Annotated in this window: 21 protein-coding genes; 13 read left to right on the top strand and 8 right to left on the bottom strand. The window is 49.3% G+C overall.

What is annotated here, in order from left to right; translation table 11 throughout:
• Positions 1-76: 76 nt before the first annotated feature.
• A complete protein-coding gene (locus MRBLPE1_RS09280) occupies positions 77-766 on the bottom strand; it encodes a hypothetical protein (RefSeq protein ID WP_364144353.1) in 690 nt (229 codons plus the stop codon).
• A gap of 142 nt (positions 767-908) precedes the next feature.
• The gene (locus MRBLPE1_RS09275; protein WP_364144350.1) at positions 909-1,283 is read right to left on the bottom strand and encodes a hypothetical protein; all 375 of its coding nucleotides are present in this window, start codon (positions 1,281-1,283) and stop codon (positions 909-911) included.
• Positions 1,284-1,388: 105 nt separating this feature from the next.
• Here MRBLPE1_RS09275 and MRBLPE1_RS09270 point away from each other — a divergent pair, with 105 nt between their 5' ends.
• The 8 genes from MRBLPE1_RS09270 (at position 1,389) to MRBLPE1_RS09235 (ending at position 11,219) form a co-directional block, all read left to right on the top strand.
• Entirely contained in the window at positions 1,389-2,222 is an 834-nt protein-coding gene (locus tag MRBLPE1_RS09270) for a YwmB family TATA-box binding protein (protein ID WP_364144348.1), read from the top strand.
• Positions 2,223-2,362: 140 nt separating this feature from the next.
• A complete protein-coding gene (gene zwf / locus MRBLPE1_RS09265) occupies positions 2,363-3,919 on the top strand; it encodes a glucose-6-phosphate dehydrogenase (RefSeq protein WP_364144345.1) in 1,557 nt (518 codons plus the stop codon).
• Between the two features lie 38 nt (positions 3,920-3,957).
• On the top strand, positions 3,958-5,544 hold the full coding sequence (locus MRBLPE1_RS09260) for a peptide chain release factor 3 (protein ID WP_308999241.1): 1,587 nt from the start codon (positions 3,958-3,960) through the stop codon (positions 5,542-5,544).
• A 166-nt stretch (positions 5,545-5,710) separates the two neighbouring features.
• Positions 5,711-6,778: an undecaprenyldiphospho-muramoylpentapeptide beta-N-acetylglucosaminyltransferase gene (locus MRBLPE1_RS09255; protein ID WP_364144341.1), complete on the top strand. Its 1,068-nt coding sequence runs from the start codon at positions 5,711-5,713 to the stop codon at positions 6,776-6,778.
• A gap of 217 nt (positions 6,779-6,995) precedes the next feature.
• The gene (locus MRBLPE1_RS09250; RefSeq protein ID WP_364144596.1) at positions 6,996-8,021 is read left to right on the top strand and encodes a LacI family DNA-binding transcriptional regulator; all 1,026 of its coding nucleotides are present in this window, start codon (positions 6,996-6,998) and stop codon (positions 8,019-8,021) included.
• A gap of 111 nt (positions 8,022-8,132) precedes the next feature.
• Positions 8,133-9,296 carry a Gfo/Idh/MocA family protein gene (locus tag MRBLPE1_RS09245; RefSeq protein WP_364144339.1) on the top strand — a complete coding sequence of 388 codons (1,164 nt, stop codon included), beginning with the start codon at positions 8,133-8,135 and terminating at the stop codon, positions 9,294-9,296.
• A 45-nt stretch (positions 9,297-9,341) separates the two neighbouring features.
• Positions 9,342-10,064 carry a ThuA domain-containing protein gene (locus MRBLPE1_RS09240; RefSeq protein WP_364144336.1) on the top strand — a complete coding sequence of 241 codons (723 nt, stop codon included), beginning with the start codon at positions 9,342-9,344 and terminating at the stop codon, positions 10,062-10,064.
• A 54-nt stretch (positions 10,065-10,118) separates the two neighbouring features.
• Positions 10,119-11,219, top strand: a complete 1,101-nt coding sequence (locus tag MRBLPE1_RS09235; RefSeq protein WP_364144333.1) for a Gfo/Idh/MocA family protein — start codon at positions 10,119-10,121, stop codon at positions 11,217-11,219.
• A gap of 74 nt (positions 11,220-11,293) precedes the next feature.
• On the opposite strand, the gene MRBLPE1_RS09230 is transcribed toward MRBLPE1_RS09235, so the two are convergent.
• The 3 genes from MRBLPE1_RS09230 to MRBLPE1_RS09220 all read right to left on the bottom strand — a co-directional run bounded on the left by MRBLPE1_RS09230 (position 11,294) and on the right by MRBLPE1_RS09220 (position 14,261).
• A complete protein-coding gene (locus tag MRBLPE1_RS09230) occupies positions 11,294-12,163 on the bottom strand; it encodes a glycine betaine ABC transporter substrate-binding protein (RefSeq protein WP_364144331.1) in 870 nt (289 codons plus the stop codon).
• A 66-nt stretch (positions 12,164-12,229) separates the two neighbouring features.
• Positions 12,230-13,066 carry an ABC transporter permease gene (locus MRBLPE1_RS09225; protein ID WP_364144328.1) on the bottom strand — a complete coding sequence of 279 codons (837 nt, stop codon included), beginning with the start codon at positions 13,064-13,066 and terminating at the stop codon, positions 12,230-12,232.
• Positions 13,053-14,261, bottom strand: a complete 1,209-nt coding sequence (locus tag MRBLPE1_RS09220; protein ID WP_364144326.1) for a quaternary amine ABC transporter ATP-binding protein — start codon at positions 14,259-14,261, stop codon at positions 13,053-13,055. The genes MRBLPE1_RS09225 and MRBLPE1_RS09220 overlap by 14 nt, the downstream gene beginning before the upstream one ends.
• A 241-nt stretch (positions 14,262-14,502) precedes the next feature.
• Here MRBLPE1_RS09220 and MRBLPE1_RS09215 point away from each other — a divergent pair, with 241 nt between their 5' ends.
• Together MRBLPE1_RS09215 and MRBLPE1_RS09210 are read left to right on the top strand one after the other, a co-directional pair.
• A complete protein-coding gene (locus MRBLPE1_RS09215; RefSeq protein WP_364144323.1) occupies positions 14,503-15,060 on the top strand; it encodes a GbsR/MarR family transcriptional regulator in 558 nt (185 codons plus the stop codon).
• A gap of 184 nt (positions 15,061-15,244) precedes the next feature.
• A complete protein-coding gene (locus MRBLPE1_RS09210) occupies positions 15,245-16,450 on the top strand; it encodes an alpha-D-ribose 1-methylphosphonate 5-triphosphate diphosphatase (RefSeq protein WP_364144321.1) in 1,206 nt (401 codons plus the stop codon).
• Here MRBLPE1_RS09210 and sspI read toward each other — a convergent pair.
• Positions 16,444-16,677 carry a small acid-soluble spore protein SspI gene (gene sspI, locus MRBLPE1_RS09205; RefSeq protein ID WP_364144319.1) on the bottom strand — a complete coding sequence of 78 codons (234 nt, stop codon included), beginning with the start codon at positions 16,675-16,677 and terminating at the stop codon, positions 16,444-16,446. The two genes, MRBLPE1_RS09210 and sspI, sit on opposite strands and share 7 nt — an antisense overlap.
• Before the next feature lie 135 nt (positions 16,678-16,812).
• Here sspI and MRBLPE1_RS09200 point away from each other — a divergent pair, with 135 nt between their 5' ends.
• Together MRBLPE1_RS09200 and MRBLPE1_RS09195 are read left to right on the top strand one after the other, a co-directional pair.
• A complete protein-coding gene (locus MRBLPE1_RS09200) occupies positions 16,813-17,478 on the top strand; it encodes a potassium channel family protein (protein WP_364144317.1) in 666 nt (221 codons plus the stop codon).
• 8 nt (positions 17,479-17,486) lie between these two features.
• Positions 17,487-18,317, top strand: coding sequence for a TrmH family RNA methyltransferase (locus MRBLPE1_RS09195; RefSeq protein ID WP_364144315.1), 831 nt, complete (start codon positions 17,487-17,489; stop codon positions 18,315-18,317).
• Positions 18,318-18,493: 176 nt separating this feature from the next.
• Here MRBLPE1_RS09195 and MRBLPE1_RS09190 read toward each other — a convergent pair whose 3' ends face one another.
• A complete protein-coding gene (locus MRBLPE1_RS09190) occupies positions 18,494-20,014 on the bottom strand; it encodes a response regulator transcription factor (protein WP_364144312.1) in 1,521 nt (506 codons plus the stop codon).
• Positions 19,992-21,806 carry a histidine kinase gene (locus tag MRBLPE1_RS09185; RefSeq protein ID WP_364144310.1) on the bottom strand — a complete coding sequence of 605 codons (1,815 nt, stop codon included), beginning with the start codon at positions 21,804-21,806 and terminating at the stop codon, positions 19,992-19,994. Before MRBLPE1_RS09185 ends, MRBLPE1_RS09190 begins: the two co-directional genes overlap by 23 nt.
• A 157-nt stretch (positions 21,807-21,963) precedes the next feature.
• Here MRBLPE1_RS09185 and MRBLPE1_RS09180 point away from each other — a divergent pair, with 157 nt between their 5' ends.
• A complete protein-coding gene (locus tag MRBLPE1_RS09180) occupies positions 21,964-23,292 on the top strand; it encodes an ABC transporter substrate-binding protein (RefSeq protein WP_364144308.1) in 1,329 nt (442 codons plus the stop codon).
• Positions 23,293-23,338: the final 46 nt, after the last annotated feature.

Below are 23,338 nucleotides of genomic sequence, written 5' to 3'. Positions count from 1 at the left end.
ATCGATAAACGGATAGAGCCCTCTGTCCTGCATATCGTTCAGGACAGAGGGCATTTTTTATATGGACTGCCAAAGGTTATATATATTGATTAATAATTAAACCGGCATAGGGTACCGGCGAATAGTTTTGTACGGCGTTAAAATTGTCTCCGTATGGAAGGGTAGACGTTAAGCTGGACTGTAGCAGCTCGGTCGGTTTTTGCTGCTCGGTATAGGCTAAAGCCAACCTCAGGTCAGTCAGCAAACCGCTGGAGCCCAGCAAAAGCCGTTTCATCCGATCGGCATTTTGCACGGCAGAATCGAAGCGGCCCGAGGCAGCATCATCCATGCTCCATTGCCCGTCACCGCTCACGCTGCGTGACAAGCCAATCTCTTTGGCGGCAGGATGCCGCATAGCCAGCTCTATGCTTGACCAAAGCTCGGGGGTCAGATCGCGGGCCCGCTGCGTATATGACGTTTCCAGCTGATTGAGGAGCGTAATTAAACTATGTAGGCTTTCTTTGATCGGCTGATCATTGTTTAATTCTTGGCTTAGCTTGTTCGCGAGCTGTTCCATACGGTCTTGGGCATCTCTAGTCGTCTGGATCCAGGAGGCTGCGCTGCTGGCTGCTTGCCGGTAGATGCGGTTCCAGTCCTGTTCCTGATCAGGAGCCTGTTGAGGCTCAGCATCTCGATAAGGATAATAGGCGTAAGGTGTAACGGCTTGCACGGGTTCATAGGCAGGGGTACGATCGATTCTCCGGATGGAACGGGAATACGGGCTCATTAGCAAACTCCTTTCTAACTTCAATGATTGATGCAGCGATAGCATACTATGCCATGCCTGAAAAGGCTGGCGAAACCTGTCAAAGTGACAACTTATTTTTAGGAAAAGCGGCGCTTCTCCGCAGAGCTCGCCGCTTCGCCGTTTACAGCAATAAAAACAGAAATGCGATAAGCGCAAAATCGAGTGCCAGCGCGCCGCCCCAAGGATAGTACGGCTGCGGCCCGTAATAATAAGGATCATAAGGATAAGCCTGCGTTTGCGCCTGCGCCTGCGGCTGGACGGATTGGTGCGGAAGCTCTTTTTTACCTTTACCGCTTTTTTTCTTTTTTGAAACAGGTGCTTGCAATTGCGTCACATTCGCTTCCAAACCGCCCGCCTCTGCGTTTAGCAGAACTTTACCGCCTCCGCAGGAGCTGAGTATGCCTATATGGCGCGAACCGTCTTGCATGACGACACATACAGGATACCCGCAATAGCGGTTAACGACTTCCTCATGTAATGGAAAAATAGGTTCCATTCGCTGATGACACCTCCATTTAATCATTCCTGCAACCAGTGTATTCACCTACAGGCAAACGTGTATGGATGTTTACCCATTCCGTAAGGACAGGAGCGAAAAAACATGTACATTCCGAATAAGGCAATGCCAGCTCAGCATCGAATGTCAGCCAAGCAGCGTGCGAAACGAACGAAGGTTGGCATTATTCTTGCTTTGACCGTCATCTCGGTTTGCGCCGCATGGGCGCTTTGGCAGGCTGACCGTGCGCCGCGCGAGACCACGCCGGCAGAGCAGCAGCTCCAGCATGATTTACAAGCGCTGTGGACTTGGAGCGATGATGAGCTTAAAAGCGGCTCAGAGGGGGCAGACTGGGCGATTAGATGGAACGTGACGGGCAAAGCGGGTACCATGAAGGAAGTTGTCCAGCAGCTCTTCACGGAGGCAGGAGGGACGGCAATCAGCAAGGTCGTGCAAAATGAAGGAAAAACGGTATCAGGCAAGATGGCCCAATACGGCGGTAGCTTATCGATTCATCTCGTACAGACAGACGAGCAAACCGAGCAGGTTATGGTTTTGCTTGATACCACGTTATCGCCGCTAATCCAAAAAAAGACATTGATGGATGCGGCGTCAGACATCTCCGCGAAGCTTGCCCTGATTTCACCTGCCTTTACCAGCAGCATGAAGGTTCAAGGGTATACCAAGCAAAAACAGGCCATTCAACGCTTGACGCGAATGGCAGAGGCTAAATCAGTAGACCGGTATGAGGATGCCGGAACGATAAGCGAGACATATTATACCCGTCTGCTGCGCATGTCGGTTGCTGTCGAAAACGGCAAATCCGCGAATTTGCAAGTCGCCTTGCACAAAGAGACAAATAGTGAAAATACCGAATTGACGATCGGAATACCTGTCATTACAGGTGAATACAGCGTTTTCAAAGCGGAAAATCCCTAATAAAACCTGATCTGATTAGAATAAGTAACGTATCTTATCAGTATTTTTTATGATCAGTTGAATAGCGAATTGCAACTGGATATGCTAAACTACATATCATGTGAAGCTGTATAAAAATACATAGGGAAAGAATGAGGCAAATGACATATACTAATAATCTTGAATCCGTCTCCGCCGAGGGCGCTGTTTATTACCTGTTCGGAGCAACGGGCGATTTGGCTCGGCGTAAGCTGTTTCCAGCCCTTTTCAGTTTATATAAAGAAGGCAAGCTTTCGGAAAACTTTGCCGTTGTCGGTCTAGCTAGACGTCCGCGGACGAATGAACAATTCCGTTCTGACCTGTATGAATCTATCGTTGAATTTTGTCGTTACAAAGCGGACGATGCCGAGCTTTGGAATCGTTTTGCAGAGCATTTCGTATACATGTCGCTGGATATTAACGACGTAGAGGGCTTCCGCGAGCTGAGCAAATTGTCGGAGCAGCTGGATGCGAAGTTCAATATTCCAGGCAACCGTTTATTTTATTTGGCTCTTGCGCCATCCCTATTTGGTCCGGTATCGTTCAATCTTCGCGACGGCGGCTTGCTGGAGTCAAGCGGCTGGCATCGCGTCGTAATCGAGAAGCCGTTCGGCTATGATTTACCGTCGGCTCAAAAGCTGAACGAGCAAATCAACCAAGTGTTCAAAGAAGAAGAAATTTACCGGATCGATCACTATCTCGGCAAAGAAATGGTGCAAAACATTCAAGTTATCCGTTTTGCTAACGCATTTTTTGAACCATTGTGGAATAATAACCATATTGCGAACGTGCAAATTACGCTGTCCGAGACGGTTGGCGTAGAGGATCGCGGTGGCTATTACGATAAATCGGGCGCTTTGCGCGATATGGGTCAAAACCATATGCTGCAAATGCTGACCATGATTGCAATGGAACCGCCTAGCCGTTTGCACGGCGAGGATATTCGTGACGAGAAGGTTAAAGTGCTTCGTTCGCTCCGCAACTACACTTCAAGCGATGAAGTTCGCTCGAATGTCGTTCGGGCGCAGTACAGCGAAGGCAGCCATCACGGCAAGGAGCTTCCCGGCTACCGCCAAGAGGACTCGGTGGGTGAAGATTCCACGACCGAAACCTACTTTGCCGCAAAAGTGTTTGTCGACAACTTCCGCTGGGCAGGCGTGCCTTTCTATATTCGAACAGGCAAGCGTCTTCCGGTCAAAACGACGGAGGTCGTCATCGAGTTCAAATCGATGCCGCAAAACGTCTTGTTCGCGCAGCGTCATGATCTGGCTCCTAACCTGCTCGTCATTCGCGTAAATCCGCTTGAGGGCATATATATTAAAGTAAATGCAAAAACGCCGGGCGAGAACAATTCCGTTCAACCGGTAGCGATGGAATTCTGTCAAAGCTGCCAAATCGGCCTGAATACGCCGGAAGCTTACGAGCGTCTCATTCATGATGCGGCACGCGGCGATTCAACTTACTTCACGCGTTGGGACGAGGTTTCCCAAGCATGGGCATTCGTTGACCGCATTGCACAAGCTTGGCGCGAAGAGAAAAGCGATTTGAAAACTTATCCAGCTGGATCTTGGGGTCCGGAAGCTGCGAATCAGTTGCTTGGAGAAGATGGCTTCCATTGGTGGCCGGTTAACGGCCAAGAGGAAGATAACGTCATTTGGGTATCGAACAGCGGTAAATAATCGCTGCGGTTACCTTACGTAATGAAGGGAAGGCAAGCATGAGCCAAACGTTAAGCCAAGAAATTAAACAGGAAGTAGAAAAGCGCCGCACGTTCGCGATTATTTCTCACCCTGATGCAGGGAAAACAACCCTAACTGAGAAGCTCCTCCTATTCGGAGGAGCCATTCGGCTTGCAGGGTCGGTTAAGGCGCGCAAAGCCAGCCGTCACGCCACGTCCGACTGGATGGAAATCGAGAAGCAACGGGGGATCTCGGTAACGTCCAGCGTCATGCAGTTCGATTATTTGGGACACCGCGTCAACATTCTCGATACGCCCGGTCACCAAGATTTCAGTGAAGACACCTACCGTACGCTAACGGCAGCCGACAGCGCCGTCATGCTTATTGACGTTGCCAAAGGTGTGGAAGCACAAACGATCAAGCTTTTCCAGGTATGCCGCAAGCGCGGCATTCCGATTTTTACTTTTATCAATAAGCTGGACCGCGAAGGCCAAAGTCCGTTTGAACTCATGGAGGAGCTGGAGCGTGTTCTCGGAATTCGCGCAGTGCCTATGAACTGGCCTATCGGTATGGGACGCGAGCTCTGCGGCGTTTATGACCGTATGAAAACGCAGGTCGAGCTGTTCCAAGGCAATGACCATTCCACGATCGAGGTTCGTCCGGTCAGCGACTATAACGATCCGGTTATCCGTGAGATGGCAGGCGATTATTTGACGGATCAGCTGATCGGAGATCTGGAGCTGCTTGATGTTGCGGGCGACCAATTTGATTTCGAGAAGGTGCAGGCCGGCGAGCTGACACCGCTCTTCTTCGGAAGCGCCGTGAACAATTTCGGCGTCCAAACGTTTCTGGAGAACTTCCTGCAGCTGGCGCCTAAGCCAACGCCGCGCAACAGCACGACAGGCCAGGTAGAACCGACGAATGAGAAGTTCACCGGTTATGTATTCAAGATTCAAGCGAACATGAACCCGGCGCATCGCGACCGTATCGCATTTCTTCGGATTTGCTCCGGCAAATTCGAAAGAGGCATGAGCGTTCGCCATGTGCGCAACGGCAAAGACATTAAGCTGGCACAGCCGCAGCAATTTCTGGCGCAGGACCGCGATATAGTCGATACGGCTTATCCCGGCGATATCATCGGATTGTTTGACCCGGGCATTTTCCGGATCGGCGATTCCTTATCGCAAGGCGGCGAAGTCGTGTTCGATGAGCTGCCGACGTTCTCACCCGAAATTTTTGCGAAAGTAACGGTTAAAAACGCGCTTAAGCATAAACAGTACCAGAAGGGTATTGACCAGCTGACGGAAGAGGGCACCATCCAGGTGTTTCATTCCACGGGCAACTTCGACGAAACGATTCTCGGCGTAGTCGGTCATTTGCAGTTCGAGGTATTCGAGCATCGGATGAAAGCGGAGTACGGCGTGGATATTCAGCTGCATCGGATGCAGTTCCAATTCGCTCGCTGGATCGTCGATGACAATATCGATCCCGGTAAGTTCCGGATCAATACGACGCTCGTGAAGGACAAGAAGGGCAATTATGTCGTCTTGTTCGAGAATGAATATGCGATGCGCACGGCAATAGACAAGAATCCAACGTCCAAGTTTTTGGAAACCGCGCCTTAAGGGAACGGATATAAGCAAGCAAACAGCATCCCCGGCCCACCCTCGCAGCAGCGCAGGCGGCTGGGGATGCTTTTGCTATTGCGTTCGGGCGGCATGATTTTCAGTGCTAAAAAACAGGTTTACCCGTATAATAAATGGATAAAAAACGATAGGTGGCTAGTCATTCATGAAAACAATCATGTTCACCGGAGGCGGCTCAGCCGGACACGTTACCGTAAATTTGGCCTTGATCCCGCGATTTCTGGAAGAGGGCTGGTCTGTCCAATATATCGGGTCGGAGAGCGGAATTGAGAGGCAGCTGGTCGCGTCGATTCCGCAGGTCAAATATTTTCCGATTTCGACAGGGAAGCTGAGAAGGTACATCGATATTCAGAACATTAAGGATCCTTTCAAGGTTGTGAAGGGGCTTTTTCAGGCGTACCGTCTTATCAAGCGCAATAAACCAAATGTGATATTCTCCAAGGGAGGATTCGTATCCGTACCCGTCGTCCTCGGGGCATGGCTGAACAAAGTGCCGCTCCTCATCCACGAATCGGATTTAACGCCCGGGCTGGCTAACCGGATTTCGATTCCGTTTTCAACCGGCGTGTGCACGACCTTTCCCGAGACGGGAGGCATGCTGAAGGCTGATAAAACCCGGCATGTCGGGGCTGTCATCCGCGAGGAAGTGAAGCAGGGCAATGCGGACCGAGGCAGAGCGTTTTGCGGATTTACGAGAAACAAGCCGGTTATTCTGATCATGGGCGGCAGCCTTGGCGCGCGTAAAATCAACCAAACGGTGAGGCAGGCTCTGACGAGCCTAACGAAACAATTCCAAGTCGTTCATTTATGCGGCAAAAACCAAGTGGATCCCTCGATTGTAATGCCTGGCTATAAGCAGTTCGAATACGTAAACGAGCAGCTGCCGGATGTGCTGGCAATGACCGATCTTGTCATTTCGCGTGCAGGCTCCAATTCGATCTTCGAATTTTTGTCTTTGAAAAAGCCGATGCTGCTTATTCCACTTACAAAAGAACAAAGCCGCGGCGATCAAATTTTGAACGCCCAGTCCTTCGAGAAATCAGGCTACGCCGATATTCTCTATGAAGAAAAGCTGACTGCAGGTACGCTGGCAGAAAGCGTGGAGCGCCTTCATCATAACCGAACGGAGTATATCGAAAGAATGAATATGAGCCAGGAAGCGAATGCCTTGTCGGCTGTATTTGAATGGATAAATGAAATCGCCAAGAAATAGAGACGTGCAGGATTATAAAAACGATTTAGCTTGCGGCTTTCGCGGGCTGGATCGTTTTTTTTGCGCTGCCATCATTCGACACGAACAAATTGCTTCGAATAGATGATTGACGGTGAACCGTTTTCATGCCATAATGTACGCGTGTACATTAAAAGCGTTTTTTATCAATCTTCTTATCATTTTATGCAGCACATAAGCATTTTTCAGGAGGCAATCGATCATTAGCAGGAAAGAAGTCGCGAAGCTGGCAGGTGTGTCCGAGGCAACCGTGTCAAGAGTGTTAAACAACGTCGGCCCATTAAAAGAAGAAACGCGTGAGCGGGTATTGCAGGCTGCCGCTGAGTTAGGTTATGTGCCGAATGCGCTTGCGCAGCAATTCGCTAGGCGAAGAAGCGGCAATATCGGTGTTATATTGCCCTTCGTGCCTAAGGTTCACTTATTCTCCACTTATTATTTCTCCGAAATATTAAGCGGAATCGGTGAAACGGCGAAGCGCTGCGGCTATGATCTGCTGCTTATTTTCAGAGAGCCGGACGGTGCGCGGGATTACGCGAAGCTTTTTCGAACGCAGAAGATCGATGCGTGCATCGTACTCGGCTCGCAGGACGTGCCGGAAGAGAGAGCTGCTTTGGCGGAGCTCAAAGAAGGCGGCTTTCCCTTTTGTCTTGTCAATCAGCGGTATGATGAGGGAGCTTATACGACGGTTGACGCGGATCACGTATCCGGCAGCAAGGAAGCCGTACGGCATTTGCTTGCCCAGGGCCGCCGCAGAGTCGCGTTCATCAATGGTCCAATGCAATATTCAAATAGTACAGACAGGCTTGAGGGCTATCGGAACGCGCTGGAGGCAGCCGGCATTCCGTATGATCAACAGCTGGTTTACGCAGGAAATTACAGCCGCAAGAGCGGGTATGAGCTGGCTGGGCAGCTGGCGATGCAAATTAACGCTGGCGGCGTAGATGCGGTATTCGCTGCGAATGACCGTATGGCAATCGGCTTGATGCAAGGGCTGCGGGAGCGGGGACTTGAGGCTTCGCAGCATTATTCGCTGGTCGGCTACGATGATTCAGACGGCTCGCGCATCATCAGTCCGCAGCTGAGTACAGTCGCTGTTCCATTTTACGAAATGGGCAAGCTGGCAGCCGCAAGACTGCTCGATCAGAAGCAGACGGAAGAAGCGGAGGAGCCCGTGCAATACTTACTGCCGGTAGGCTTAGTAATAAGGGAAACCTCGGGAAGCTAAAGAAGGGCATAGCTTTGGAAATCCGGGTGCATCAACCTATTTATATCGCGGAACGGACATAGGCGCTTATAGACGCGGAGGCCGTTTACGCTTAAGAGAGGCGGTTTTTAAATGGATAAAGTAAAGGTTGGCATGGTTGGCTATAAGTTTATGGGTAAGGCGCATAGCAATGCTTACCGCGCGCTTCCGATGTTTTTTCCGGATGCGGTTAAACCGGAAATGACGGCGATCTGCGGACGTGATCCGGAGGGATTAGAGCAAGCCAGAGCGCAGTTTGGCTGGCAGAGCTCGGAGACCGATTGGAAGGAGCTCGTTAAACGCGAGGACATCGATTTGATCGATATCAACGCGCCGAGCGATGCGCACAAGGCTATTGCGCTTGCCGCGGCTGAAGCAGGCAAGCATATCTTTTGCGAGAAGCCGCTGGCTTTGACGCTTGAGGATTCACGGGAAATGCTTGAAGCGGCAGAAAAGGCCGGCGTAAAGCACATGGTCGGCTTTAACTACCGGTTCGCGCCAGCGGTCCAGCTTGCCAAGAAGCTTGTCTCCGATGGCCGTCTCGGCGAAATCTATCATTTCCGCGCTGTATTCCTGCAGGATTGGATTATTGATCCAAACTTCCCGCTCGTTTGGCGCCTTCAGAAAGAGATCGCGGGCTCAGGCTCACACGGAGACTTAGGCGCGCATCTCATCGATATGGCGCGATTCCTTGTAGGCGAGTTTGACGAGGTGATCGGGATGAGTGAAACGTTTATTAAAGAGCGGCCGATTGCTTCCGCTATGACGGGTCTCAGCGCCAAAGGCAGCGAAGGCGGGCCAAAAGGCGAGGTAACCGTCGATGACGCAACGGTGTTCATGACGCGCTTCGCTAATGGCGCGTTGGGCAGCTTCGAAGCTACCCGCTTTGCGGCGGGCCACCGCTGTACGAACGCTTTCGAAATAAACGGCAGCAAAGGAAGCGTCAAATTTGATTTTGAGCGGATGAATGAGCTGCAGGTTTATTTTACGGACGATGCCGAGGATGTACAGGGCTTCCGCCGCGTGCTGGCGACCGATCCGTCGCATGCTTACATGGATGCATGGTGGCCTGCAGGCCACACGATCGGCTACGAGCATACGTTCACGCATGAAGTGCATGAGCTCATGCAAGCTTTTGCCGAAGATCGCCAGCCCGTGCCGAACTTTGTGGACGGCGTGAAATGCCAAGAGGTTCTTGAGGCAGTAGACCGTTCGATTGCAGAGCGCCGCTGGGTTTCCATTAGCGAGTTGTCGTAAGGAAAAAGCATGAGATTTATAGCAAAGGGAGGCAGGGAAAGTCCAATGAAAAAAGCATTAATCGTATGGGGCGGCTGGGATGGACATCAGCCGAAAGAGGTCGCTGAAATTTTTCGCGGGGTGCTCGCAGCTGAAGATTTCGAGGTTGAGGTATCGGATACGCTTGAAGCTTTCGCAGATGCAGAGAAGCTGAAGGGGCTCGACTTGATCGTACCGGTCTGGACTATGGCACGCATTGAACAGAAGCTTGTGGATAATGTTTCGGCAGCTGTCCAAAGCGGCGTCGGCTTGGCAGGCTGCCATGGCGGCATGTGCGATGCGTTCCGTGAAAACGTAGATTGGCAATTTATGACCGGCGGCCAATGGGTGGCGCATCCGGGCAATGACGGCGTGGAATATACGGTTAATATTAACAATTCATCAAGCCCGCTTACGGATGGCATCGAGGATTTTACCGTTAGCTCCGAGCAGTATTATTTGCATGTGGACCCTGCGGTTGAAGTGTTGGCAACGACACGGTTCCCGCTGACTCCCGGGCCGCACTCGCTTAACAAGGCTGTCGACATGCCGGTTGCATGGACGAAGCGCTGGGGCGTAGGCCGGGTATATTACAACTCCTTGGGCCATCAGGCGAACATCATTGATATTCCTACGGTGAAGGAACTTATGCGCCGCGGCTTCCTCTGGTGCGCGGAAGGCAAGGCTAAAGCGCTGGAAGCGGGCACGGCGGCAGCAGCGTACAGCGGCATGGCAGACAACCAGCTTTAAATAATGGTTTCATAGTTATTATAAACTAGGATATGGGACGAGGGACGGACGATAATGGAAAAAATTAAAGCAGGTATTATTGGAACAGGCAATATTAGCGGCATTTATTTTGAAAACGGGAATCGCTTCGATGCGCTTCAGGTTGTGGCTTGCGCCGATTTAGATGTGGATCGGGCAAAAGCGCGGGGCGAGGAGTTCGGCGTTCGCGGCTGCTCCGTAGAAGAGCTGCTTGCTGATCCAGAAATTCAAATGATTATCAATTTGACCATTCCGCAAGCCCATGCTTCCGTTTGTCTGCGGGCGCTTGAAGCTGGCAAGCATGTATATGTCGAGAAACCATTTGCCGTAACGCGCGAGGAAGCACAGGAAGTGCTCCAGCTCGCTGAGAGAAAAGGTCTTTACGTAGGAAGCGCGCCGGATACGTTCCTAGGCGGCGGCATTCAGACGAGCATCAAGCTGATTGAGGACGGCTGGATCGGTACGCCAATCGGAGCGACCGCGTTCATGGTGGGAGGCGGCCATGAATCCTGGCATCCGGCACCTGAATTTTATTATCAAAAGGGCGGCGGCCCTATGTTTGATATGGGACCTTATTATTTAACGGCGCTCGTTGCGATGCTGGGGCCCATTACCCGGGTTACCGGATCAGCTCGGATCTCCTATCCGGAGAGAACCATTACGAGCAAGCCGAAATTCGGACAGCAGGTTAAGGTAGAGGTGCCGACTCACATTGCTGGCGTTATGGATTTCGCATCAGGCCCAATCGGTACGCTGCTTACAAGCTTTGATGTCAAAGGCGGCTCCATGCTCCCTCGCATCGAGGTTTATGGAAGCACGGGCACATTGCTCGTCCCGGATCCGAACAATTTCAACGGCCAAATCAAGCTTACCCGCGCGGGCTCAAATGAATGGTCGGACATTCCGCTCGCTTACGGCTACACGGAAAATGCGCGCGGCGTGGGCGCCGCCGATATGGCGAAGGCAATTCAGACCGGCCGCAAGCACCGCGCGAATGGCGACCTTGCCTATCATGTGCTTGAGGCAATGCATGGCTTCCATGACGCATCCGAGCAAGGCGTGCATTATGTTATGAAAAGCACCTGCGAGCGTCCGGCGCCGCTGCCGCTGGGATTAAAGCCATATTGCTTAGACTAATTTGAAAGTTTTTAAAAACTTGATTAAAAGCAAAAAAGCAGAGCGGCATCCGCTCTGCTTTTTTGCTTTTATAGTTATTTTTTTACCCAAGCGTCGACCTTTTCGGCGTTCTGCTCTACCCATGCTTTGGCAGCCGCCTCAGGCGTTTCGCCTTCTTGAATTTGAATCATCACGGCAGCCATTTCATCCGGAGTCCAGTTAAACTGATCCAGGAAAGTGAAAGCCTCCGGTTGATCCTCTTTTAGGCCTTTACGGGCGATCGTGTGAATCTGCTCGTCTCCGCCATAAACGTTTTTAGGATCCTCCAAATATTTCAGATCCATCTTGGCGAACATCCAATGGGGCGTCCAGCCGGTAATCACAATCGGTTCTTTATTGGCATAGGCCTTTTCCAGCTGCTGCGTCATCGCAGCAGAGGAGCTTTCGAGCAGCGTCCATTTATCACGAAGCTTGTATTCATCGAGTACTTTCTCCGTCGACATCATGATGCCCGCGCCCGGCTCAATACCGATAATGGTATGGTCTACCGTTTCGCCAACGGCATCATTTAGTTCGTCTATACTGTTAATGTCCATATATTGAGGCACGACCAGACCGATTTTTGTACCCTCAAGGTTTGGTCCTAGATCTTCGTATTTTCCGTTATATTTCGTCACATAGGAAGCATGCGTCGTTGGCAGCCACGCAGCTACCATCGCGTCCGCGCTGCCATCGGAAATACCGGCCCACATCGGGCCAGCATCTACCTGCATAAGCTCGACCTCGTAATTCAGCTTTTGTTCAAGCACTTCTTTGACCACATAGGTGCTCGCGATCTCCGAATCCCAAGATACATAGGCCAGCGTTACTTTCTTCTTGCTATTCCCGCTGGAAGCGGAACAACCCGCCACCAGTGCCATGACCATAACAGCTGCTACAATTACGCTTATTCGATTAAACTTCAAAAAATCACTCCTTAAATTTTGCATGAAAAGTATAGGTTTAATGAAAGGCTTTGTTCCTTTGATGTTTTAGGTTGTTTTGCTTTTGCGAATGACCTGCTGGGTCAGACGGTCCAATATAATGGCTAAGATTACGATTGCGAGACCGGCTTCAAAGCCGACTCCGGTATTACCCTGCGTAACAGCGCGGTAAACATAGGCGCCAACGCCTTGCGCACCGATCATCGAGGCGATTACGACCATCGAGAGCGACAGCATAATCGTCTGATTGATGCCGGCCATAATAGTCGGCATGGCAATCGGAAGCTGAAGCTTGAACAACTTCTGAGACGGCGTTGAGCCAAAAGCATCTGCTGCTTCGACTAATTCTTCCGGAACTTGGCGAATACCGAGATTCGTCAGTCTGATCGTTGGCGGTATCGCGAATATGATCGAAGAAATCACGCCTGGCACCACCCCGAGCGAGAAGAAGGTTACGGCAGGCAGCAGATACACGAAGGCCGGCATCGTCTGCATGAAATCAAGCACCGGCGTAATGATTTTTTGCACGCTGGTATGGCGGGCGCATAAAATACCTGCCGGAACGCCTATCAGCACAGATATGAAGGCTGCAGTCAGAACGAGCGCGAGTGTCTGCATCGTTTGACTCCATAAGCCGAGATTCTCAATAATGAGCAGTCCGATAAGCGTAAACAAAGCCATCTTCCACTTGCCGATAAACCAAGCGATAATTGTAAATATTAATATAAGAACGAGCGCAGGAAACCAGTTAAGCAGGGTATCCAAGCCGTTTACGGTTTCGCCAACGATGATGCGAATAAATTGAAAGAAGGGATCCAGATGGGCTTCGAGCCAAGCCTCTACCCATTCAATCCATTCTGCTAAAGGGATTTTAGGCAGTTTCAATACGCTCACCTGCCTCTAATACAGAATTTCCGGCCAGTGCGGCTAAAACCGCGCCTTTAATGACAATGCCTTTTAGGCGGCCGTTATTGTCAATAATGGATACTGGGAATTTAGATTGACTCATTAACTCAAACAATTCGTTAAGCAGAGTATCCGGTGTTGCGGAGGGTGCTTCACGCTCCATGGCCTCTTCCAGCTTCAAGCCGTTTTTTATCGCATTAGCCGCGTCCTCGGCAGTTATTACGCCGAGCAGCCGCATGCCTTTGTCCACGACATAAAGACTTGAAACACCGCGGTCCCGCATAAATTGCAGCGCAACGCGCGGACCCTTCTCAATCGTAATCGTCTCGGGTTTAACCATGACATGCGAGGCGGTGAGCACCTTGGACAAATCAACATCCTCAACAAAACGTTCAACATATTTGTTGGCTGGCTGCATCAATATTTCTTCGGGCGAACCGATTTGCACGATACTGCCGTCCTTCATTAAGGCAATTTGATCGCCGATTCGCAGCGCCTCATTTAAGTCATGCGTGATGAAGACGATAGTCTTTTTCATTTTGGACTGAAGTTCAAGAAGCTCATCCTGCATATCCTTGCGGATAAGCGGATCAAGCGCGCTGAACGCTTCGTCCATCAGAAGAACATCGGGATCGTTGGCAAGCCCTCTCGCCAGACCGACACGCTGCTGCATGCCGCCGCTTAGCTGATCGGGGTAGCTGTTTTCCCAGCCCTTTAATCCGACCAGTTCAAGCGAATCCATCGCCATCTCTTTTCGTTTCTTTTTGTCGATGCCCTGTATCTCTAGACCGTACTCAATATTTTGAATTACGGTGCGATGCGGAAACAGCGCGAACTTCTGGAACACCATCCCTACATTTTTTCTCCTGAACTGCCGGAGCTGCTCGGGAGACATGCGCAGCACATCCGTACCGTTAAACAGCACTTGGCCATTGGTAGGCTCGATCAATCGATTGAGCAGGCGCACGAGTGTCGACTTGCCGCTGCCGGACAAGCCCATGATGACAAATATTTGTCCTGCCTCAATGGAGAAGCTTGCCTGGTTAACCCCGACGGTAAGCTTCGTTTCTGCAAAAATTTTCTCTTTAGACCATCCTTTATCCAGCAGCGGGATCGCCTTTTTCGGATCGGCTCCGAAAATTTTGGTTAGCCTCTTGGCTTCTATAATCGCCATGTTGTGCCCCCTTGTGGAATATTTCGACTCCCATAAGTTTAGTTGGTTATCTTTGTAATGGTCAAAAGCCGTGAGACACTGTATACTTTGTACAGTTATAACTTTACGTACTTTACATACTGTATACTCTTGATAACTCCCTTTTTCATCCCAAACGCTTTCTTTACATTTGGACAGCCATTTGATTACAATAATTGATGTAAGAATGATAGGGGGCACGACACTCCTCAGGAGGAACGATATGAAAGAACTTGCAGCATTAACTGAAGAGCAGCTTGCAAAGCTGCAAAATACGCGCCGCCGCGTCATCGAATCAATCGGGAAAAACATGGACTTGTACGGTATCACATTATCAATCGGTCATTTATACGGAAATATGTATTTCAATCGCGAGCCGGTTACATTAGATGAAATGAGCCAGACGATGGGCATGAGCAAGACGTCGATGAGTACGGGCATGCGAACGCTGCATGACTTGAAGATGATAAATAAAGTGTGGGGCAAAGGTTCCAGAAAAGATTTGTATGAGGTTGAACCGAATTGGCATCAGAATTTTGCCGATTTCTTCTCTATTAAATGGAGAAAGGCTGTCGAGCAAAACATGAGCGCCTTGAACCGTTCGATGAAGGAAATTGATGCATTGAAGCAGCAATATGAAAGCGATCTGGCGTTTCTGGACGTACTTGAGAACGACACCCAGAAGATTGATGAAGCATTAAAATACTATCGTTGGCTGGATCGATTGATCGATTCTTTTGAAACAGGCGATATTTATAAATTTATTCCGCAAGAGGATTAATTTTAAGGAAATCTTGTACAAAATTAGCCGTGGGAGCGTTATTTCCTGCGGCTTTTTTTCGTTTCTGGGGTTTAGGTTCGGCTGCAGCAAGGTGGGTCAGATACCGGTCCGGCTGGGTGATTTTTATAGGGGGATTATGGTAAGCTTATTACTATAACTATAGGGTAAGGGGACGACGAAACCAATGGATGATCGCTTGCGTTCGCATAGGAAGCCATTGCTCGTTACGAGTGGGAAGGTTGTATTGCCAAATCAAATCGCGGAGGGTGCCGTGGCTGCAGTAGAGGGGCGAATCGATGCTGTTTTGCTAGGCGAATCGGCAATCGACAGCTGGCTTAAACAGCATCCGGGCGCAGCTGTTATCGATGCGGAAGGGCATTACGTCATGCCTGGCCTTATCGATATCCACTGCGATGCGATCGAGAAGGAAGTGCAGCCGCGGCCGGGGACGATATTTCCGCTGGATATGGCTTTGATGGAGTTTGAGAGAAAGCTGCCCGTTCACGGGATCACGACGATGTATCATTCCTTATCGCTAGGCGTGGGACTGAGCCTGCGCGGCGATCATTTGCTGACGGGAATGGTTGAGCATATCAACGATTATCGGAGCAAGCGATCCTTTATTCGGAACCGCATTCATTTGCGCTATGAGGTATCACATTTGGCAGGCATGCCTATCGTGAAGCGTTTTCTGAATGAAAAAACAATCGATTATTTGTCGTTTATGGATCATTCGCCAGGGCAAGGGCAATACCGGGAGCCGGGTTCTTTTGAACGTTATGTAATGAAAAACCAAGTTGTAAGCATGGATGAGGTTCGTGTTATCGTCGAGGATTTGATTCAGCGGAGAGAGCAAGTAAATGTTGAACAGCTGAAAGAATTGAGCGGACTTGCCGCTAAGCAAGGCGTTGCTATTGCGTCGCATGACGATGATTCTGCGCAAAAAGTGGAAGAGTCGATCGGCTACGGCGTTTCCGTATGTGAATTCCCGATTAACTTGGATACCGCGAGGCATGCTGCCGATAGGGGATTGCATGTTTGCGTAGGCGCTCCGAATGTAGTGCGAGGCGCGTCGCATGATAAAAACTTAAAGGCAGCCGATGCGATTGCAGCAGGCGCCGCGGACATTTTATGCTCCGATTACCATCCGTCCTCGATGCTTGCCGCGGTGTTCAAGCTTGCCGATCAAGGGGTTGCTGCTTTGCCAGCCGCCGTAAGAATGGCATCCCTTCATCCTGCGCAAGCTTTAGGCGCAGGCGATGAGCTTGGTTCCATCGAGCAGGGCAAAGCAGCCGACCTCATCATCGTGGATCGTTATGAAGGCCTGCCTTGGGTAACGCACACGATCGTCGGCGGCCAAGTTGTTTATGCTTCGGCCGTGCGTTATTGAGACGGATTAGCGTTTTCGTTATGATGAAGATGCTTGTAGAGGTGTTCGACCATTTGTCCTTGCTCCGGCTCCGAGGATTGCTGCCAAATCATCTCGAACAGAACGCCAAGACCGGGCAAAGCGCGTTCGTCGGCGCCAATGGAGTCTTCAATGACTTCCGATAGCTCTTTCGCTGAATTTTCCTGCACACGCCTAACGATCGCCTGACGCAAATCAATAACTTCCATACTAAATAACCTCCTGGCGCATTCGATTTTACTTATTTACTATGTCCATCGCCTGCCGTTTTCATCCGAATGAGCATGCTATGGTATACTATTTAGATAACTGCAGTAATCATCCGGTTAGGAGGATTTTGTAAGATGGCTAAGAAACAATACGCGGTAATTGGAATGGGACGCTTTGGTTCAAGCATTGCGAAGGCGTTGACGGATATGGGCTTTGAGGTGCTGGCGATCGATTCGAATGAGCACCGCATCCAAGAAGTCGTAAATACGGTCACGCATGCGGTATCCGCAGATTCCACGGATGAAGATGCGCTTAGGGCGCTAGGTATTCGAAATTTTGACGTTGTCGTTGTTGCGATCGGACAAGATATCCAATCCAGTATTTTGACGACGCTTATTCTAAAAGATTTAGGCGTGAAAACACTCATTGTCAAAGCGCAGAATGAGCTCCATGGCAAGGTTGTCAGCAAAATCGGAGCAGACAAGGTAGTTTTCCCGGAGCGGGATATGGGACTGCGGGTAGCGCATCATCTCGTATCGCCTAATATTCTCGACTACATCGAGATTTCCGACGATTACAGCATTATTGAGATCAAAGCTCCCGGACCGATGATTGGACAAAGCTTGAAGCAGCTCGATATCAGAGCGAAGTATAAATGCAATGTCATGGCCATCAAAAAAGGTACAGCAATGAACATTGCCCCTTATGCGGATGACTTAATCGAAAAGGACGATATCCTAGTTATCGTTGGCAAAAACTCAGATCTAACCAATTTAGAAATCGCATATTCGGAAGGTTAAAGCTAACTATGAATGAAAATTTTGATCCATTGCTCTCATCTGTTCAAAACGACAAGGTAAAGCAGTGGGCATCGCTGCTGGACAAAAAAAATCGCGATCGGAACGGTCAGTTTCTAATTGAGGGCGTCCATCTCGTGCTGGAAGCGCTTCGGGGTAACGCCGATGTAAAAACAATCGTATACGATTCCGATCGCGGCATTCCCGCTGAGCTTAAGCTTGAGCGGGAAACAAACGATTCGGCGGCAACGCTCGGATTAGAGTGGGTACAAGCATCGCGCCCCGTGATGGCAAAATGCACAGGGACGGATACTCCGCCTCCGGTATTTGCCGTATTGTCAAAGCTCTCGGTAGATCAATCGGCTATCTTCCGCAAAAACGGTCTCGTGGTGGTACTTGACGCTGTGCGCGATCCCGGCAATGCAGGCACTATCATCCGCAGTGCCGACGCTGTAGGAGCGGATGCTGTGATACTCGGCAAGGGCTGCGTGGATCTTTACAATCCGAAGACCGTAAGGTCAACGATGGGCTCGGTGTTCCATTTGCCTATTATCGAAGCCGATCTGAAGGAGCTGCTCCTGCAAGCAAAATCAAAAGGCATAAAGCTGGTCGGCACGAGTCTGCAGGCCGAGCATACCTGCTACAGCTTTGACTGGACGCAAGCGACATGGCTGCTCATGGGAAGCGAATCGGAGGGGCTCTCGCCCGCTGTCCGCGAACTCATGGATGAAACGGTCATTATCCCGATGAAGGGCCAAGCGGAATCGTTAAACGTCGCGATGGCGGCTACGGTGCTTCTTTACGAGAGCTTGAGACAGAGGGATTACTCGGGGAAAAAGTGAGAGATAACTGATGTGAGTTATCATTCGTTTTGGAAAAAAAATAAGTCCTGATAGTCAAGTCAACCTTGATTTATCAGGGCTTTTTAGCAATTAGTAGACATAATCCGATGATGGAAGTTGAGACAAAAAAGAGCCTTCTTGATTGTGAGAAGGCTCTTTTTTGCAGTTCATGGGTATTATCCATTCTGATTCTTATAATCCGTAGGGCTGCTACCTGTATGCTGCTTGAACACTTTGCTAAAATAATACGGATCCAAATACCCCACATGTTCGGCTATATCCTTGATCAGAACAAAGGGATGCTCCCTCATAAAACGGCAAGCCTCGTCCATGCGAAGCTTGATCAGATAATCTGGGATGGAGATTTGGAAAGTACGCTTAAATACTCGGTTCAAGTAGGCGGGGTGAAGCTGAAACACATCCGCGATACTGGTTAGGGAGATGTTTTCGAGAAATTGGGCGTGCATGTACTGCTTGGCTTCCTTTGCCCAGTCCCGCTGCGTCTCCTGATCGTGCTCGGATCTAAAAAAATATGAACACCAGATCTCCTTGACTTGGGTATGCAGATCGATTCGTTTTCTTGCTCTCCATACTTCATCGCTTACTTCCAGTTCCATGGCCTGTTTAAGATCGAAGGTACTCGTAAAAGAATCTTTGGCGAGACTGTGGAGCGTATGCGATGCGTGCAGCAGAATAAGCTCCCAGCCTCTACGGGTGATAGGAAAAGATTTTTTTGATTCTTCTGCAAAAAAAATGTCTAGCTCCTTGGCAAACAATTGCTTCTGCTGCTTCGTAATGAATTGGTTTAATCGCAACAATGCGGGCTGAAGAGGTTCCAATAATGGTTTGATATCTTCTGTAAAACCTTCGTCGATCCAGAAGCTGCTTCCTTCAAAGCGGCTTTTCGCCCGCACCAGCCTTTTGCAATCTGCTAACAGGGCAGGAACCGGTTGTAGGCCTCTAGTAGATAAAGCCATCGCAACCGTCACGCCATCCTCCGCTTTCGCGCGAGATTTAATGGCCTGGGTCCATTCTGCTTGACGTACATTTGACCAAGTATGCATGCCGAACAAGAGGATATCTTCATTACCAGCAGCCGAAGGCAGGAGCGTAAACTTTTCCCCCTCTTGCAGCATGGAGATGAAGGTATCATGAATGCCGGCAGGAATATCCCCTTGCAGTGACAGGGCATAAACAAGCAGGTAATTGCCGTGATAGAAAAGTTCCTTTGCGATGCTTTCCCACTCTGCGCGAATGGGGTCCGAGTCATCGGACGCATCCATGATTTGCTTTGCCACTTCGCGTTCCAGCAGAGTCTGATTGTGCATTAGTTTGTCTCTTATTTTATCCAGCAATTCACCTATATCATGGTCCGCTGCGGGCTTGAGCAGGTAATCGGTGATGTCAAGCTTGATGGCTTCCCGCAGGTAAGAGTAGTCATCATAACCACTGAGAATTGCGCATTGTATCCCCGGTAACAGCGCTCTAACTTTGCCGATCAGTTCGAGGCCATTCATTACGGGCATACGAATGTCTGTGATGATAGCGTGCGGCTGCGTCCAATGCAATTCAACGAGCGCATCTTCCCCGTTGTTGTAGGCACCGACTATCTTAAAGTCTGGACGCAGGGTACGGATTTTCTCTTTCAAATGCCGGAGAATCCGGGGTTCATCTTCAACGAGGATCAGTCGGAACACCTTCGATCATCCTCCTTATCTTTATCGTATATTCCATCCCTTGGGGGCGGTATTTCAAGGAAAACCAAACCTCATCATTCCAAAACAGTCTGCAGCGGGTCAGCGTATTGACGATTCCCATATGGCCAAGACCATGGGTAGATAAGCTTTCTAACTGCCGAATCCGTCCTTCGTTCAGTTCTTGAATAAGATTCTGGGTTTCAGCAAAAGAAATGTCCGTAAAGCCTGACCCGTTGTCACCAATTCGGATTTCCCAGGACATGGATTCATCCAATACCTGAGCTGAAATATCTATCATCCACGGCGGACGGGCTTGTTGAAATCCATGTGCGAATGAGTTCTCCACGAGAGGCTGCAGCAGAAACTTAGGAATCGGTTCTTCCTCGAGCTGCGGGTCTACATAAACCGAGAACGTGAATTGTCCCTCGTACCGAAACCTCATCAGCTCCATGTATTGGATGGTATAATGAATCTCCTGCTTTAGCGACACGGTCTTCGACATGGAATTGGTTGAGTAACGAAGCATCCCGCTAAGCTGCTGGGAAATGCGGGCATATTCAGGAAAACCAGATTCCTCTGCGTAAGATGCCATAGACGTCAATGTGTTAAATAGAAAATGTGGATTCATCTGTGCATACATCGCGTGCAAATGGGAGGCATTTTCCCTTTTTTGGGATTGAATAACCTCGTTTAGGGAGTGGTTAAGCCGAGTACGCATCTCCTCAAACGTAGCATACAGCTTGCCAATTTCCTTGATATTATGAAGCTTCTTTACTTTTGAAGTGGTGATATTATCAATCGTTAGCTTCTCAAGTCGTTTCTGCAAATAGCGAATTGGGGAAGCGATTCCTGCCGTAAGGATATAAGCGATTAAAAGCGATACGATTTCGCCAAAAAGGCCTAAGATCAATGTAATCCGGCGAAGGTGGGCGATGGGCTGCATGACTTCCGATTTTGGCTGCTGAATCAGGACTGTGAGCCCGCTAAAATCGGATCGAATCTGGCTCCATAGGTCCGTATCAACACCGTCAGAGCGCTTAATTTCCTGTGAACTGCCAGCCCAGCGCGGAATCTTCGGACGATCCGCATCCGAAGCATAATACGGATAGAAAATTTCCCCTTTGTCGTTAATCACGTACACTTTTGCATTGGATGTTTCATTTCGGCCAACCTCCATAGTTTGCGACAAGAGGTCAAAGGGCTGTTGAACTTCAACAGCGGCCGGCGTGAAAGCAGATGGAAAGTTAAAGCTTCGAACCAGCGAGAAGTAGAGGGGGTGATTATCTTGCCACTCGCTTTCATGTGGTGGAACCAAAAGTTTGTCGCCTTCCAATTGAACCGCTTCTTTTAGCCATTCCGATTGCTGAATTCGCAGCTTTAAATTTGAAATGGTATCCATATTTTGTCCGTAGGTTAAGAAGAAGCCATTCATTTTCATCAAATTAATTTGAGTGGCGATAAACCAAGGACCATTGAACGAAGCTAGCATGTCCTCGTACTTTTTGCGGCTGGCGAAACTTTGGAAAGATGAAGGATCCTCATCATCCTGCCCCACTAGATAGTTCTTGATATCGGAGCTGTATATTACTTGTGCGGAAATGCGGTCCATGTCCTCGATTACGTTATCAAGTGCTTCCTGATAGCGATATAACTGCTGCCGATTTGTTTCCTCCATGCGAATCACTAGATCTTTAGAGGTTTGCGTAAAGTATAGATAGCCGCTGCTGGCTACTAATATAGAACTGAGTAAGGTAAAACTAAGAAATAAACGTGTTTGTATGCGAAGTTGCATGTCGCTTCCTCCCCATAATATTATATCACGCAGTGCCCATTTTTACGGGAAGGTTCGATAATTACAGGTCGGAGGTTCACTATTTCCATTCCGTAATAGTTACCGAAATTCTAAGATAAAGAGGCAAACCAGTACAACACTATATGGAGGGGTCAAAATGATCAAGAGCAAGGGTAAACTTGCAACGATTCTGCTAGTGCTCGCCGTTGCTTTAACGGCATGCGGTAAAGCTGGAGGCAATGTTGAAAACGGCGGCACCACGAATACGGCAACCAACGCTGCTGCACAGTCTAACGAAAACAAGAAGCCAGTTACACTTAAAGTGTTGGTAGCGAGCGACTGGCTGAAAGAGAAGAAGTGGCAGATGATCTTCGATGATTATGAGGAAAAAACGGGGAATAAATTGGATATCCAGAGCGCTCCGGTTAATAATTACGCGGATCTAGTCAGTACGCGCCTAGCCACGAAGGATGCGCCGGACCTCCTATTTTATTGGGGGCAAGCAGGTAATGTGAAGAAGCTTCAGCCTGAGAAAAATTTGCTTGATCTGAGCAATGAGGAATTCGTATCGCGCATCAATCCGGCGGTTACGAAATATTTCCTCAAAAATGAAGGCAAACTGTATGGCATCCCAGTAACCGGTACGAGTGTTTCCGGGGTTATCTATAACAAAAAAGTATTCGAAGATCTAGGAATTGAAATTCCAAAGACTTATGAAGAGTTCCTCGCCGCGTGCGAAAAGATCAAGGCTGCAGGTGTTACACCAGTATATGAAGCGGGGAAAGAAGGCTGGCCATTGCAACTGTACACCTTCAACGCTGTGGCTAATGTCATGAACAAGCAGCCGGATCTGATGGATAAGATCAACGCGAATCAGACGACATTCGATCAAATTCCAGAGTTCGTGGATACGCTTCAGAAACAAAGTGACCTGCAGACGAAAGGATATCTGAACAAAGATCTATTCTCTGGAACATATGACATGTCTTTAGAGCAAGTCGCAACAGGCAAGTCGGCGATGATCTTCCAAGCAGATTGGGCAATTGCTCCTCTTCTTGAAAAATATCCTGATGCTCAGATTGGCATGTTCCCACTGCCCTCGGATGGCGATAACTACGCTGGGATTTCCGATCCGAACGGTTTGTATGTTTTTAAGAATTCCCCGAATGTTGAAGCTGCCAAGGAGTTCCTGAATTTCTTCAGCAGTCCAGAAGAACTGTCCAAATACTTCAATGAAGTAAAATCGATTCCGACCTGGACAGGTCTAGACGTGAAGTTAAACCCAGGCACAGCCGATATGAATGCATATATCGAACAAGGGAAAGCGATTCCGTTTTTCAATTCGTTGGCCGTGGTCGAGATCGGAGATTATCAATCGCTCTTACAGCAGATGTATGGCGGGCAGATAACGCCAGCTGAAGTAGCTAAAGGACTGCAGTCTAACATAGAAAAAAATGCAAAAGCGGCAGGAGTGGCCGGCTTCTAAGAGGTTTTCGCAGGAAAGGGTGGAGAGTAATTTGCTGCACAAACGG

Origin of the sequence: Paenibacillus sp. LPE1-1-1.1, from assembly GCF_040676435.1 — a bacterium.
GTDB lineage: Bacteria > Bacillota > Bacilli > Paenibacillales > Paenibacillaceae > Pristimantibacillus.
Note: the sequence above shows the minus strand (reverse complement) of the source record. Positions and strands in the feature narration are given on the sequence as shown.